General features: G+C 72.4%; 16 protein-coding genes. 7 read left to right on the plus strand and 9 right to left on the minus strand.

The window, feature by feature from the left end; genetic code table 11:
* Positions 1-8: 8 nt before the first annotated feature.
* A complete protein-coding gene (locus tag O7604_RS11805) occupies positions 9-596 on the minus strand; it encodes a DinB family protein (RefSeq protein WP_269703821.1) in 588 nt (195 codons plus the stop codon).
* A gap of 502 nt (positions 597-1,098) precedes the next feature.
* On the minus strand, positions 1,099-1,788 hold the full coding sequence (locus O7604_RS11810) for a class I SAM-dependent methyltransferase (RefSeq protein ID WP_281579646.1): 690 nt from the start codon (positions 1,786-1,788) through the stop codon (positions 1,099-1,101).
* Positions 1,789-1,870: 82 nt separating this feature from the next.
* On the opposite strand from O7604_RS11810, the gene O7604_RS11815 reads away from it, so the two are divergent.
* Entirely contained in the window at positions 1,871-2,710 is an 840-nt protein-coding gene (locus O7604_RS11815; protein WP_281579647.1) for an NUDIX domain-containing protein, read from the plus strand.
* Here O7604_RS11815 and pstB read toward each other — a convergent pair.
* The 7 genes from pstB to O7604_RS11850 form a co-directional block, all read right to left on the minus strand.
* A complete protein-coding gene (gene pstB / locus O7604_RS11820; protein WP_269703824.1) occupies positions 2,691-3,467 on the minus strand; it encodes a phosphate ABC transporter ATP-binding protein PstB in 777 nt (258 codons plus the stop codon). The genes O7604_RS11815 and pstB overlap by 20 nt on opposite strands.
* Positions 3,468-3,487: 20 nt before the next feature.
* Positions 3,488-4,576 carry a phosphate ABC transporter permease PstA gene (gene pstA, locus O7604_RS11825; RefSeq protein ID WP_269703825.1) on the minus strand — a complete coding sequence of 363 codons (1,089 nt, stop codon included), beginning with the start codon at positions 4,574-4,576 and terminating at the stop codon, positions 3,488-3,490.
* Complete coding sequence (pstC, locus tag O7604_RS11830) at positions 4,573-5,658, minus strand: phosphate ABC transporter permease subunit PstC (protein ID WP_281579648.1); 1,086 nt, start codon at positions 5,656-5,658, stop codon at positions 4,573-4,575. Before pstC ends, pstA begins: the two co-directional genes overlap by 4 nt.
* 41 nt (positions 5,659-5,699) lie before the next feature.
* The gene (gene pstS / locus O7604_RS11835; RefSeq protein ID WP_269703827.1) at positions 5,700-6,797 is read right to left on the minus strand and encodes a phosphate ABC transporter substrate-binding protein PstS; all 1,098 of its coding nucleotides are present in this window, start codon (positions 6,795-6,797) and stop codon (positions 5,700-5,702) included.
* Positions 6,798-7,030: 233 nt separating this feature from the next.
* A complete protein-coding gene (gene mshD, locus O7604_RS11840; RefSeq protein ID WP_281579649.1) occupies positions 7,031-7,963 on the minus strand; it encodes a mycothiol synthase in 933 nt (310 codons plus the stop codon).
* A gap of 67 nt (positions 7,964-8,030) precedes the next feature.
* Positions 8,031-8,885 carry a polysaccharide deacetylase family protein gene (locus O7604_RS11845; protein ID WP_281579955.1) on the minus strand — a complete coding sequence of 285 codons (855 nt, stop codon included), beginning with the start codon at positions 8,883-8,885 and terminating at the stop codon, positions 8,031-8,033.
* A 150-nt stretch (positions 8,886-9,035) separates the two neighbouring features.
* Positions 9,036-9,755, minus strand: a complete 720-nt coding sequence (locus O7604_RS11850; protein WP_176722767.1) for a response regulator transcription factor — start codon at positions 9,753-9,755, stop codon at positions 9,036-9,038.
* A gap of 245 nt (positions 9,756-10,000) precedes the next feature.
* Between O7604_RS11850 and O7604_RS11855 the strand changes: the two genes are divergently transcribed.
* The 6 genes from O7604_RS11855 (at position 10,001) to O7604_RS11875 (ending at position 14,443) form a co-directional block, all read left to right on the plus strand.
* Positions 10,001-11,050 carry a hypothetical protein gene (locus tag O7604_RS11855; protein WP_269703829.1) on the plus strand — a complete coding sequence of 350 codons (1,050 nt, stop codon included), beginning with the start codon at positions 10,001-10,003 and terminating at the stop codon, positions 11,048-11,050.
* A gap of 79 nt (positions 11,051-11,129) precedes the next feature.
* Entirely contained in the window at positions 11,130-11,912 is a 783-nt protein-coding gene (locus O7604_RS11860) for a DUF2993 domain-containing protein (RefSeq protein ID WP_269703830.1), read from the plus strand.
* Between the two features lie 95 nt (positions 11,913-12,007).
* Complete coding sequence (locus tag O7604_RS29585) at positions 12,008-12,085, plus strand: Ms5788A family Cys-rich leader peptide (protein ID WP_311202345.1); 78 nt, start codon at positions 12,008-12,010, stop codon at positions 12,083-12,085.
* A 206-nt stretch (positions 12,086-12,291) separates the two neighbouring features.
* Positions 12,292-13,140 carry a sulfurtransferase gene (locus O7604_RS11865; protein ID WP_269703831.1) on the plus strand — a complete coding sequence of 283 codons (849 nt, stop codon included), beginning with the start codon at positions 12,292-12,294 and terminating at the stop codon, positions 13,138-13,140.
* Complete coding sequence (locus tag O7604_RS11870) at positions 13,140-13,478, plus strand: DUF1416 domain-containing protein (RefSeq protein WP_269703832.1); 339 nt, start codon at positions 13,140-13,142, stop codon at positions 13,476-13,478. Before O7604_RS11865 ends, O7604_RS11870 begins: the two co-directional genes overlap by 1 nt.
* Before the next feature lie 113 nt (positions 13,479-13,591).
* Positions 13,592-14,443 (plus strand): hypothetical protein, encoded by an 852-nt coding sequence (locus O7604_RS11875; RefSeq protein ID WP_281579650.1) that lies wholly within the window; start codon positions 13,592-13,594, stop codon positions 14,441-14,443.
* Position 14,444: the final 1 nt, after the last annotated feature.

A 14,444-nucleotide genomic window follows, 5' to 3' on the forward strand; every position in this document is an offset into this window, starting at 1 on the left:
GGGACGGCTCAGCCATGGGCGTCGGCGGCGGCCCGGGCGGCCCGTTCGATCATCGCCCGCCGCGTCGCCAGCGTCGGCGGTTCGGGTTCCAGGTGCGCGTACGCGGCCCACGCCCCGATCGAGCCGTCGAGCTGCTCGCGCAGGATGTCGGCGTGCCCCGCGTGCCGGTTGGTCTCGGCCACCACGTGGACCAGGATGTTGAACAACTTGACGTCCGGGCGGGGCCACCACGGCACGTGGCCGGGAGCGTCGATGGCGAGGGCGTCGATCGTCGCGTCCGCGTGCTCGGCCACCCGCCGGTAGCGGCCGAGCACCTCCTCGCGGCTCTCGTGCTCGGTCGCCCACATGTCGGCGCCGTCCGGATCCGGGTCGTCCCACCGGGGCAGCGGCTCCGGGGAGGGTCTGCCGAACACCTCGCCGAAGTATCGAGCCTCCGTGAACGACAGGTGCTTGACCAGGCCGAGCAGGTTGGTGCCGGAGGCGGTCAGAGGGCGGCGTACGTCGTACTCGGACAGCCCGTCGAGCTTCCACAACAGCACCTCGCGGATCTGGCGCAGGTCGTTGTGCAGGTACTGCTTCGCGAAGTCGTCGATCACAGGTCACCACCCTGCCAGGCGTGGCCGGCCGCCGTAGCCCCGTGCCGGCGGCCCGCTGGGCCGCCCGGAGGTGCGCGACGGTCTCTGTCGCTGAGCCCTCGAACCGTCCATCTGAACGTCGGACCGGCAACACGGAGCGTGCAGATTGCACAGCGTCACGGCGGTTGTCTGTCACTCGTCAGGGCCGAGTGTCCAGAAGGGACTTACCGGGCATAAACCCACCTGGCTCCCAGCTCGGTGAAGGTCCTCCCGGCCCCTTTGCTCTGCAGCCTTTTGCGCACCGCTCGCGGAGGGTCACCGTTGCGGATTCGGCTGCAGAGCAAAGGCGGGGGAGGAGCGTGCCAGTGGCTGGGCGAAAACTACCCAGTGTGATTGGGGCGCCGGTGTGTGGAGCGCGGGTTCCGCGGGTGCCGGCGAGCACGGCCGGACTGTCCACCGCGTCATGCCCGGCACGCCACCGCCTCGTGCTCCGGGACCGGCGGGTGATCCACCCGTCGGGACGTCAGGCGTCGCCCGTGCCATCGCGCCCGGCCCTGGATGCTCCGGGCTGCGGCGTGGACACCAACCGCTGGCTCGCCCGGGCCGGACGGCCGTTCATCGTCTCCACCGCGACCTCGCGGCTGGCGACGAGATGGAAATCGCCGAACAGATGGTCCAGCCAGTCGGTGGTGTGGTGCCGGAACACCGCCCCGTCGTCGGTCTCGAAGATCCCGTAGGTGCCGTACTTGGCTGCGAATCGTTCGTACCGGGAACGGTTACGGTGATCCTCCTGCAGGCACAGGTCACTGACATAGATGAGCCCGCCCGGCCGTAGCACCCGACGCAGCTCGGTCACCAGCTCCCGCTGTCCGGCGTCGTCGGGTATGCACGTCAACACCGCGAACAGCAGCACCAGGTCGACGCTGTCCGCCTGCTGGTCGAGCTGCGGAGGATTGGTGAGAACCGTGAATCGCGCGCCGGGCTGCTCCTTCTTGGCCCGGCTGACGAGACGGGGCGCGACATCCACCCCCTCGACATTCTCGAAGCCCTGCTGCACGAGCAGCCCTGCCAGCCGGCCGTAACCGCACCCGTAGTCGAGAACGCGTGCCCGCCGATCGATGCCGTTCAGCCACGAAAGTGCGACCGGGTGGCCGAAAGTCTTCGCGGCACCCTTGGAGTTCCAATACCCCGCCTGGTTGTTGAGATCCGTCATCCGAGGAGTATCGGCGCAATCGGAGGAGGGCGGCGTCGGGCGGCGGGGCGGCGTCGCCCGTTACGGCACTAGGCTCGGGCGCATGACGATCGACGGCTTCGCCGCACCCCCCGCCCTGGTGGAGCACGCCCGCCGATTCCGGGCCGAGGGTGCCGTGCCGGCCGTGCCCCGGGTCGCCGCCACCGTGCTGCTGCTCCGGCCGGCCGGCGACGGATTCGAGGTCTACATGATCCGCCGGGTGGCGGCGATGACGTTCGGCGGCATGTACGCCTTTCCCGGCGGCGGGGTGGACCGCTCCGACTCGGAGGCGCACCTCGGCTGGGCCGGCCCGGAGCCGGCGGTCTGGGGGGAGCGGCTCCGGCTCGATCCGGCCGCCGCGCAGGCGGTGGTGTGCGCCGCCGCCCGCGAGGTCTTCGAGGAGGCGGGTGTGCTGCTCGCCGGGCCGGACCCGGACAACGTGGTCGGCGACGTGAGCGGCGACGACTGGGAGGCAGCCCGGCAGGATCTGGAGGGACGGCGGGTCGGCTTCGCGGACCTGCTGGCCGGGTGCGGCCTGACGCTCCGGTCCGACCTGCTGCTGCCGTGGAGCCGCTGGATCACTCCGGAGTTCGAGCCGCGCCGCTTCGACACGTACTTCTTCGTCGCCCTGCTGCCCGAGGGGCAGCGGACCCGGGACGTGTCCGGCGAGGCCGACCACACGCTGTGGCTGCGCCCGGCGGACGCGCTGACCCGGGCGGAGGCCGGCGAGCTGACCATGCTGCCGCCGACCATGGCCACGCTCGCCGAGGTCGTCGCCGCGGGCGACCTCGACGGCGTGGCCCGCGCCGCCGCGGAGCGCGATCCGGGTACGCCGATCCTCCCGTACATCGAGGGACTGGACGGCGCCGAGCCCAGCTTCCGCCTCAGCCGAAGCGGCCGGTGATGTAGTCCTCGGTCTTCTTCTGGCTCGGGTTGCTGAAGATCTTCTGGGTGTTGTCGTACTCGATCAGGCGGCCCGGGTCGCCGGTCTTCTCGATCGAGAAGAAGGCGGTCCGGTCCGACACCCGCGCGGCCTGCTGCATGTTGTGCGTGACGATGATGATGGTGAACTTGTCCTTGAGCTGGAACATCAGGTCCTCGATGGCCAGCGTGGAGATCGGGTCCAGCGCCGAGCAGGGCTCGTCCATCAGCACGACCTGCGGCTCGACAGCGATGGTGCGGGCGATGCAGAGCCGCTGCTGCTGACCGCCGGACAGGCCCGCGCCGGGCTTGGCGAGGCGGTCCTTCACCTCGTCCCACAGGTTCGCCGAGCGGAGCGCCCGTTCGGCCGCCTCCTCCAGGATCGACTTGCGCCGTACGCCGTTGAGCCGCAGGCCCGCCACCACGTTCTCGAAGATGCTCATGGTGGGGAACGGGTTCGGCCGCTGGAAGACCATGCCGATCATCCGACGGACCGCGGTGACGTCCACGTCGCGGTCGTAGATGTCCTGGTCGTCGATGGTGAGGTTGCCCTCGACCCGGGCACCGGGCAGCACCTCGTGCATCCGGTTGATCGACCGCAGGAAGGTGGACTTGCCGCAGCCGGACGGGCCGATCAGGGCGGTGACCGTCTTCGGCTCGACGGTCAGGTTGATGTTCTCGATCGCCTTGAACCCGCCGTAGTAGGCGGTCACGTTCGTGGCTTCGATGCGCTTGGCCATGGTGGCGGTACCTCCGGGGTTCATCGGCCGAGCCGGTTGCGACGGGACAGCAGCTTCGCCGCCACGGTGAGGACGAGGACGAGGGCGACCAGGGTCAGCGCCGCGGTCCACGCCCGTGCCGGCGAGTACCTCGACGCCTCACCGGCCTGCTGGTAGACGAAGAGGGCCAGCGACGACTGGTTGTTCTCGAACGGGTTGAAGTTGATCGCCGCGCCGCCGCCGGCGACGAGCAGCACCGGCGCCGTCTCACCGGCGGCCCGCGCGATGGCGAGCATGATGCCGGTGACGATGCCGGGCAGCGCGGTCGGCAGCACGACCCGCAGGATGGTCTTCCACTTCGGTACGCCCAGGGCGTACGCGCCCTCGCGCAGCGGCGCCGGCACCAGCCGGAGCATCTCCTCGGTGGAACGGACCACAGTGGGCAGCATCAGCACGCTCAGCGCCAGCGCGGCGGCGAAGCCGGAGAAGCCCGGCCGGCCGTCGTTGAACCACGGCGAGACGATCAGCACCCAGAAGGCCAGCACGAACAGGCCGGTGACGATCGACGGGATGCCGGTCATCACGTCCACGAAGAAGCGGATGGTGAACGCGAACCGGCCCCGGCCGTACTCGACGATGTAGATCGCGCAGAGTACGCCCAGCGGCACCGTGATCAGCGTGGCGATGCCGACCTGCTGCAACGTGCCGACGATCGCGTGGTACGCGCCGCCGTTGGCGTCCCGCGACCCGATGTTGTTCATCGAGGTGCCGAAGAAGTTCGCGTCCAGTCGCTCGGAGCCCTTGCTGACAAGCGTCCAGACCACCGACGCCAGCGGCAGCACCGCCAGCACGAACGCCGAGTGGATCAGCGCGCTCCAGGTGCGGTTGCGGGCCGACCGGCGGCCCTCCACCGCGTTCGCCGCGACGAACAGGCCGGCCAGGTAGAGCAGCGCGCCGACCACCACGACCAGGACCGGGCCGCCGATGCCGGCGCCGTACACGATGCCCGTCGCGAGCAGCAGCGCCGCGACGGCGACGGCCGGAGCAGCGTACGCGGGAAGACGCTTCGCCCGCAGCGTGGCCGGCTGGGCCGGCGGGCGCGGGCGGCGGGGGGTGAGGGTGGTGGTCATGCGGCCGACTCCGTGAACTCGCGCCGCCGGTAGATGATCGCCCGCGCGGTGATGTTGACGATCAACGTGATCGCGAACAGCACCAGGCCGGAGGCGATCAGCGCGCCCCGGCCGGTGTCGTTCGCCTCGGCGAACCGGTTGGCGATGTTCGCGGCGATCGAGTTGCCGCCGCTGGCCAGGATGTTGAACGAGATGGCGTACGTGGATCCGAGCGTGAGCGCCAGCGCGATGGTCTCGCCCAGCGCCCGGCCCAGGCCCAGCATCACCGCGGCGATGACGCCCGGACGGCCGTACGGCAGGACCGCGGTGCGGATCATCTCCCAGCGGGTGGCGCCGAGCGCGAGCGCCGCCTCCTCGTTCGCGGTCGGGGTCTGCCGGAACACCTCGCGGGACAGCGAGGTGACGATCGGCAGCACCATGATGGCGAGCACCACCGAGCCGAGCAGGATCGAGTTGCCGTACGGGCCGTCGCCGAAGATCGGGATCCAGCCGAAGTACCTGTTCAGCCACGCGGACACGTCGGCGACCGGCTGGGCGAAGTAGTCCCGCCCCCAGAGGCCGAAGACCACGCTCGGCACGGCTGCGAGCAGGTCGATCAGGAAGCCCAGGGCGTTGCCGAGCCGCCGGGGCGCGTAGTGCGACAGGTAGAGGGCGATGCCCAGCGCGACCGGCACCGCCATGAGCAGCGCCAGCAGCGAGCTCAGGACGGTGCCGAAGGCGAGCGCGCCGATGCCGAACTGCGGCGGGTTGTCGTTCGGGAACCAGCCCTCGAACGTCCAGAACGACTCGGTGTTCGCCCGCAGCGCGGGGACGGCCTTGGCGACCAGGAAGATCGCGATGGCCGCGATGACCACCAGGACGGTGGTGCCGGCGGCCAGGGTCAGGCCGCGGAACGCCCGTTCCGCGCCGAAGGCGCGGGCCCGGGGGAGGGCGCCGCCGCCGCCGAGGCCGCCGTCCGGGCGGCCCGGGTTACCGGGGCGCTCGGCCACACGCGCCGAGGCACCGGCGGGTCCCTCGTGGCTCGTGGCCACGGGAGTCCCGCCGGTGCCGGCGTGGGCCGAGCGCTGAGGGGTGTCACCCATCTGCTCGCTCGCTTCGTGTTGAGGAGGTGTCGGCCGGAGCGTCAGGAGAGGCTCTGGACCGCGGCCTCGACCTTGGTGCGGACGGTCTCGGGCAGCGGCGCGTAGCCGAGCTCGACCAGCTCCTTCTGCCCCTCGGCGCTGGCGGCGTGGCCGAGCAGGCCCTTGACCAGCGGCAGCTTGTCGGCGGCGAGGCCCTTGCTGCAGACGATCTCGTAGGTCGCCAGGACGATCGGGTACGCCCCGGCCTCCTTGGTGTTGTAGTCGATCGACATCTTCAGGTCGTTGCCCTGACCCTCGAACTTGGCGCCCGCGATGGTCTTGCCGGCCGAGTCGCCGGTCAGCTCGACGAACTCGCCGTTGCCGTTCTTGATCTTCGCCATCTTCAGGTCGGAGTTCTCGGCGTACGACCACTCGACGTAGCTGATGGTGCCGTCGGTGCTCTTGACCTTGCTGGCCACACCGTCGGACTTGGCCGCGCCGACGCCGCCCGGGGCCTTCCACGCCTTGGAGTTGCCGAGCGTCCAGTCCGCCTCGGCGGTCTTGGAGAGGTACTTGGTGAAGTTGTCGGTGGTGCCCGACTCGTCCGAGCGGTGCACCGCCTGGATCGCGGTCGACGGCAGCTTGGCGTCCGGGTTGTCGGCCTTGATGGCCGCGTCGTCCCACTTGGTCACCTTGCCGGCGAAGATCTTCGCCAGGGTGGCCGGGCTGAACTGGAGGTTGTCCGCGCCGCTGACGTTGTAGACCACGGCGACCGGGCCGATGACCATCGGCAGGTTGAGCGCCTGGCCGCCGACGCACTTGGCGTCGGCCTGCGGCTGCTCCTCCGGCTTGAGCGGGGAGTCCGAACCGGCGAAGTCGGCGGTGCCGGCGATGAAGGCCTGGATGCCGGCGCCCGAGCCGCTCGGCTCGTAGTTGATCGTGGTGCCGGCGCACTTCTGCTGGTACGCCTTGATCCACTCGGCCATGGCGTTCTTCTGGGCCGAGGAGCCCTGTGCGTTCAGCGTGCCCTTCGCGCAGTCCACCGCGGCGGTGGAACCGGAGGCGCTGGCCGGCTCGTTGTTGTCCGAGCCGCAGGCGCTGAGACCGAGAACCGCGGTAAGAGCGAGACAGGCGATGGCGCCGTGCCGCTGGAGCTTCACTTCAGGGGTTTCCCTTCACGTCTTTGGTCAGGTCGCCCGGAGTGCCGGGGGCCGGCGCTGACCGGCTGACACGAAAGGTAGGAGGGCCAGGTGGACGGTTCGCCGGACGCAAGTGAACGCGCGGTGAACACGTTCAGCCGACGAGATGGCCGTACGCTGAGGAAGGGTTGTCCATTTCGTGAACTAGCAGCCTGGTATCGCCTTTGTGGCGACTTTCCGGGGCCGGAGAGCGCTCAGCCGAGCTGGTAGTTGACGTGCGCGGACCAGCGCGCGAAGCCGAGGCGCTCGTAGAGTGCTACAGCGGCGGTGTTGCTCTCGTCCACGTAGAGCATCACCCGGTCCAGCCCGCGCTCCTCGCGCAGGTGGGTCAGGCCGGCGGCGGTGAGCACGCGGCCCAGCCCGCCCCGGTGCGCGGACGGGTCGACGCCGAGCACGTACACCTCGCCGATGCGCGCCGAGCCCGGCTGCTCGTGCACCTTGGTCCAGTGGAAGCCGAGCAGCCGCCCGGTGGCGGAGTCGACGGCGAGCAGGAATCCGGCGGGGTCGAACCACGGCTCGGCGATGCGGACGCGCAGGTCGTCGAGCGTCCACCTGCCCTGCTCGGGGTGCTGGGCGAAGGCCGCGTTGTTCACCGCCAGCCAGGTCTCGTCGTCCTCGCCGGGACGGAACGCGCGCAGCGTCACGCCGTCCGGCACCACCGGCGGCGGCAACTCGGCGGTCAGCGGGCGGCGCATCTGCCAGAGCACGCGCGCCCGGGAGAAGCCCAGGTCGACAGCGAGCGCGGCGGCCGACGGGTGGTCGCCGTGCGCCCAGGCGCGCAGCGGTCCGGACGCGGCATCCACCACGCCACGGGCAAGTGCCCGGCCGGAACCCCGCCGCCGGTACGCCGGGTGCACGACCATCTCCACGCCGACACCCTCGGCCGGGGCGGTGGTGTCGAGGTGCGCGTACCCGGAGAGGGTGCCGTCGGTGGTCCGGGCGGTGAGGTGCACGGCGGGCGCCTCGGGGTCGCGCAGCCGCAGCAGCACGTGCTCGTCGAGCGGGTCGGCGCCGTCGGCGTCCCCGGCGGCGCGGGCCAGCGCCAGCACCTCGGCGACCTCGTCCGGCGTCAGGCGGTCCGCCCGTCCGATCCGGTCGGCCGCGGTCGTCGGCTCGGTGCTGCTCATCTGAGTCACGGTAGCGGCAGGCGGGCCGGGGTTCGCGCCGGACGACGACCGGGATCGGTGGCGCTCGTCACGGGTTGCCGACGGGCAGCGGCTCCAGTTCGAACCGGCTCACCATCTCGGGCAGGAGTTGCTGCAACGCCGTGACGGTGCCGGAGCGGTCCCCGCCCGCGTCGTGCATGAGCACGATCGCGCCCGGGCCCATCTGCGTGCGGATGGTCGCCTCGATCGCTCCGGGTCCCGGTGCCTTCCAGTCCGACGGGTCCACGCTCCAGTGCACCGGGGTGAGGCCCAGGTCGGCGCAGGCCGCCATGACCGAGGGCGTCCAGGCCCCGCCCGGCTGGCGGTAGTACGTGATCCGCGCGTCGGGCGCGGCGGCCAGGATCGCGTCGTTGGTGCGCAGCAGGTCGGCCCGGATCGTCGCCGGGGAACGCTTGCCCAGGTTGACGTCGTGCTTCCAGGAGTGGTTGCACAGGGTGTGGCCCTCGGCCACTATCGACCGGACCAGATCCGGGTGGGTCTCGACGTTCTCGCCGACGACACAGAAGGTCGCCCGTACGCCGTACTGGGCCAGCAGCGCGAGCACCTGCGGGGTCCAGCGGGGATCGGGGCCGTCGTCGAAGGTCAGCGCCACCCGGGCGGAGCCGGTGGCGAGCATGGCGCCGTACGGGCCGTCGCCGTCCGGTGGAACGGGTGCGGCGTCCGGCTCGGCGTCGGGGCTGGGCCGAGGGCCGGCCGTGCCGCCCGGGAAGTCGGTGCTCGGTGGCTGGTCGCCGTAGCGCGGCCCGGTGAGCGACGTGGCGACTCCGGCGGCCGACGGATGCGGGTCCGGCACCAGGCTGCGGCCCAGCGCGAACGCCGAGCCGAGCAGGCCGGCCAGGACGACGGTCACGAGCCCGGCGGCGCGCAGCGTCGAGCCCCGCATCAGCGGCACCGGCCGTTCGTCGCCCCCGTGTTCACCGCACGCACCGTCGCCCCCTTAGCCCGACAATTCCGGCAGCCAGGATATGGCTGACTGATCGGGCAAAAAGGGCATACGCGAAAAGTGCCCTCTAGCGGGGTGGCGCGTGGGCGGTCAGACCGGCAGCGGGGCGGGCTCCGACTCCGGCAGCGAGCGCGACGGCGGGACGACGAACTTGTAGCCCACCTGGCGGACGGTGCCGATCATCGACTCGTACTCCGAGCCGAGCTTGGCGCGCAGCCGCCGCACGTGCACGTCCACCGTCCGGGTGCCGCCGAAGTAGTCGTAACCCCAGACCTCGCGCAGCAGCTGGTCCCGGGTGAAGACCCGCCCCGGGTGCTGGGCCAGGAACTTCAACAGCTCGAACTCCTTGTACGTGAGGTCGAGCGGCCGGCCCTTCAGCTTGGCGGCGTACGTGTCCGGGTCGATGTTCAGCTCGCCGGCCCGGATCGAGCCGCCGGCGCCGGCGGTGGCGTTGCTGAGCCGGCCGACAGCGAGCCGCAGCCGGGCCTCCACCTCGGCCGGCCCGGCACCGGCCAGGATCACGTCGTCGACGCCCCAGTCCGCGTTGAGCGCGATCAGCCCCGCCTCGGTGACGACAGCGACGAGCGGCACGCCGAGCCCGGTGGCGTGCAGCATCCGGCAGGTGGCCCGCGCCTCGCTCAGCTCGGAGCGGGCGTCCACCAGGACGGCGTCCGGCGTGGGGCCGGAGACCAGCGTGCGGACGTCACGGGGTGCGGTGCGAACCGAGTGCGGCAGCAGGTCGAGTGCCGGCAACACCGCCGACGGCTCGCCGGCCCGCGCGGTCACGAGCAGCAGGAGCTCCACGATCACCTCCGTCCCGGCGGCCCTTCGGCCGCGCGCGACCAGCGACACGCCCGGGTGGGGGCGGCACTGTGAACTTGCGTGGGTCCCGGCGTCGTCGACGGGCGGGTAACGGCCTGAGCGTAACCGATGGACCGGGCGTCACCTTCGCGCGATTTACCGTTTGCCCTTTCTGCCCTCGATCGCGGTGCAGGTTTTAACGTCGCCGAAACCGGGACCTCCGCCGAGCCGCCCGGGTCTGGCACGATCGGGGCGTGTTTCCCTCCACCTCGCGCGACACCGGCCGTGACCCGTGGACCGACGAGCCGCCTACCGGCGCGTCCGCCCCCGCTCGTGGCTACCCGCCCGCCCCGCGCACCGGTCCCGCTCAGGAGGAGGGCGACCGGCCGGAACGCAAGGGCCCACGCCGGCTGCGCAAGGGCGGGCCCAGCCGGCGTCCCGACGACGAGTCCGACGAGGAACCCGAGGAGGAGGTGCCGCCGGTCCCGGTCCGCCGCCCGTTGGCGCTCACCGTCGCCGGCTTCGCCGCGCTGCTCGGCGTCGGCCTGGTGCTCGGCGCGCAGACCTCCGGTCCGGGGCACCGGCTGCCGTTCGCCGCGATCATCTTCGGGGTCCAGCTGCTGTTCGTCCTGGCCTGGACGATGGCCATGCGACCGCCCGCGCTGCTCGTCGTCGCGCTTGTCAGCGCCGCGACGGCGGCGATCGCCGACGTCTCCGCCGTGCAGTCGGACATCGCAGGCCTGGCCCCGCTCGGCTACGCCGCGGCCGCCGGGCTCCTGCTCGCCGTGCTGGGGCAGCTCGTGCGGCGGGTGGACCGGGTCCGGGTGACCGACTCGCTCGGCGGCACCCTGCTCATCGTGGTGGGCGTGGTCGCCTTCGCCACGCTCATCGTGCTCAGCCGGATCCCCAAGGGCACCCAGGCGATCACGGTCTGCCTCACCGCCGCCGGTGTGGCGTTGCTCGTCGCCCGGCTCACCGACGCGATCGCGCCGTGGCCGCGGCTCGCCCCGCAGGTGCCACGCGGCGCGGCCGGCGTGGTCGTCGGCGCCATGCTCGGCACGCTCACCAGCGCCGTGCTCGGCAGCTACCTGGTCGGCTTCACCCCGACCAGCGCCGCCCTGGTCGGGGTGGTCAGCGCGGCCACCGCCGTTCTGGCCGACCTCGCCGTCGGGTACGCCGAGGCGGGCCGGCTGATGGCCGGTGAGCCGCCGACGATGTGGGTGGCCCGGCACATGCAGGGACCGCTGGGCGGGTTCGCGCTGGCCGCGCCCGCCGCGTACGCCATGTGCGTGCTGTTCCTCTGACGCGGTTGGGGAAGATTCGCCTCGGGTAAGTACGGTTGCGCCGCGAGGCGCGGTGACGGCGGCGAGGACGGGAGGCGGCGTGGCAGAGGCGTATCCGGCGGAGGGCCGACCCCGGCGACGGGGCCGGAAGGTGCTGATCGGCTTCCTCGTCCTGCTGCTGGTGCTGGCCGGGCTGCTCGTCGTCGCCGACCGGGTCGCCGCCGGAGTGGCCGAGCGGGCCATCGCCGACCAGGTCCGGCAGGAGATCGCCAAGCAGGACGCCCAGTCCGCCGCGCCGCAGGTCGAGGTGGGTGGCTTCCCGTTCCTCACCCAGGTGCTCGACGGCCGGTACGAGCGCATCTCGATCCAGCTCACCGACGTGCGCGGCGACGTGCAGGGCGACGCCGTCGAGGTGCCGAAGCTCGACGTGGACGCGCGCAACGTGACCGCCTCGCTGGACACGCTGCGCTCCGGCCGGGGCGACGTGGTGGCCGAGAGCGTGGACGGGCGGGGCACCGTCACCTACGAGAGCCTGGCCAAGCTGCTGGACCGTCCCGGGCTGACGCTGGGCGAGCGCAACGGCAAGCTCGCCGTGACTGCCCCGGTGGACATCCTCGGCATCAAGCTCACCGTCAACGGCACCGCCGACGTCACGGTGGCCGGCAACAAGGTGGCGCTGCGCTTCAACGACCTCAGCGCCGACGGCCTGCCGAACGTGCCGCTGGCGCGGGCCGCGCTGACCCGGTACGCCCAAGGCATCTCGATCGACGTGCCGCTGCCGGAGCTGCCGTTCCAGCTCAACCTGCGCAAGGTGGAGCCGACGCCGGAGGGCTTGGTCGTGACCGCGGACGCGGCGAACGTGCCGATCAACTCCGCCGGCTGAAAGCCGCACGCGGCCGGCCCGGGGAGCGGGCCGGCCGTCCCGGATGCTGGTCGGCCTGGTGGCAGCTGTTGCCCGGGCTGGTAATCTCCCTGCCCATGGGGACCCTCCTCACCAAACGGCGCGCGGTCGACCTGTGCCGCGTGGCCACCTGCCTGTGTCGCCCCGTCATCTGACGGCGGGGCTGTCTCCGGCCGCCTGAACGGCGGCCACCCAGGGTCCACGAACCTTCCCCGGTTCCCCCTCCTCAACGCCCGGCAGCGGCGCCGTCGCACGTACCCGTGATCCGTTCCTAGCTCAGGGTCCGCGTGTGGTGCGACAACCATCGGCATCGATCTCCACGCGCAGACTCACCAAACCATCCTCACCAGGGAGTGATCTGATGAGTCGCGACACCGCACTCGTCTCGGCCGAGTGGGCCGAGAAGAACCTCGGCGCCCCGGGCGTCGTCTTCGTCGAGGTCGACGAGGACACCTCGGCCTACGACACCGGGCACATCGCCGGTGCCGTCAAGCTCGACTGGCGTACCGACCTGCAGGACCAGGTCCGCCGGGACTTCGTCAACAAGAGCCAGTTCGAGGCGCTGCTGTCCGACCGGGGCATCGCCAACGACGACACCGTGATCCTGTACGGCGGCAACAACAACTGGTTCGCCGCGTACGCGTACTGGTACTTCAAGCTCTACGGCCACGGCGACGTCAAGCTGCTCGACGGCGGCCGCAAGAAGTGGGAGCTGGACGCCCGTCCGCTCGTCACCGACACGGTGGAGCGGCCGAAGACGCAGTACGTCGCGCAGGAGCCGGACACCTCGATCCGCGCGTTCCGCGATGAGGTGGTCGCCGCGATCGGCACCAAGAACCTGGTCGACGTGCGCAGCCCCGACGAGTTCGCGGGCCGGCTGCTCGCCCCCGCCCACCTGCCGCAGGAGCAGGCGCAGCGGGCCGGCCACATCCCGACCGCGATCAGCGTCCCGTGGTCCAAGGCGGCCAACGAGGACGGCACGTTCAAGTCCGACGACGAGCTGCGCAAGATCTACGCCGACGCCGGGCTGGACGACAGCAAGGAGACGATCGCGTACTGCCGGATCGGCGAGCGCTCCTCGCACAGCTGGTTCGTGCTCCAGGAGCTGCTCGGGCACCGCAACGTGAAGAACTACGACGGTTCCTGGACCGAGTACGGCTCGCTCGTCGGCGTGCCGGTGGCGCTCGGCGACGAGCCGGGGGAGGCCTGATGACCGCCGCTTCCGCCGCCTCGACGGCTGCCGCCGGCTGCGCCGCGCCGGACCAGTCCGCCCCCCTCCCGGCGAGCCTGGACCTGGAGAAGGAGACCGTCATCACCGGCCGCGTGCTGGCCGAGTCCGGTGAGGTCGTGCCGGGCGCGTACGTGCGCCTGCTCGACTCGACCGGCGAGTTCACCGCCGAGGTGGTGACGTCGCCGGCCGGGCAGTTCCGGTTCTTCGCCGCGCCGGGCTCGTGGACGCTGCGTGCGTTGTCCCGCCACGGCAACGGCGACACCGCCGTGGCCGCGGCCCGCGGGATCAACGAGGTGACCGTCTCGGTCGCCGCCTGACCCACGCTGGAGATCGTGGCCCGCCGCCCTCCCGGGTGGCGGGCCACGAGCCGTTGCGGGCAGGTGGCCGAGGTGCGGCCGGGCACCTCGCGGACGCGTGACACCATGGCCGGGTGACTGCCGTCGAGACGGGCTACGCCCCGCCCACCCCGCCCGGCCGGCCCCGCCCCGGTGGCCGACGCGGGCTGCGCCGGCTGGTGGCCGCCACTGTGGCGTGGGCCGTGCTGCTCGCCGGCCTGACCTGGTGGTCGGTGCGTACCGACCCGCCGACGGTCAAGGAGCAGCGTTCGCTGGACCAGGCCGGCCCAGTGGTGGACCGGGCGATCGGCGAGCTGACCGCCGCCGTCGGCGTCGCGGGCGTACCGGCGCTCCTGCCGGACCGGCTCGAGCGTGGCTGCCGGATCACGCCCATGGACGACGGCGTGACGCTGGAGCGCGGCGTGGAGGTGGCGGTCGGCGGCGGCGACGTACGCGAGGTGCTGCGCGGCATCGCCGACCGGTTGCCGGCGGGCTGGCGGGCCGGCGTGTCGACGCTCGACGGCGAGCCGCTGCTGCGCGCCGACGCGGGCGAGTTCGTCGCGGTCGAGGGCCGGGCCGGTGGTCCGGGCCGGGTGCTGCTCACCGCCGCGACCGGCTGCCGCCCGACGGGCTCCGGCTACCGGGCCCCGTCCGCCGACGCCGCCGCCGAGTCGGCGGTGCTGGCGTCGGCGCTGGGCCGGTGGGGTGGCGCGACCGGGCCGGTGCGGGTGCTCGCCGCGCCCTGCCCCGGTGGCGGGACCGTCCGCACGGCCCGGGCCGAGGCGACCGTGCCGGCCGATCAGCCGCTGGCCGCCGCGTTCGGCGCCGGCGCCGCCCCGGTGGTGGACTCGGCCGACGCGTACGCCCGCCCGGGCGACCCGGCGGTGCTGGCGCAGCGGGCCGGCGAGCGGGTCCGGGTCGCGGCGACCACGCCCTGCCCCGCCTGAC

It is taken from the genome of Micromonospora sp. WMMA1947 (assembly GCF_027497355.1).
GTDB lineage: Bacteria > Actinomycetota > Actinomycetes > Mycobacteriales > Micromonosporaceae > Micromonospora.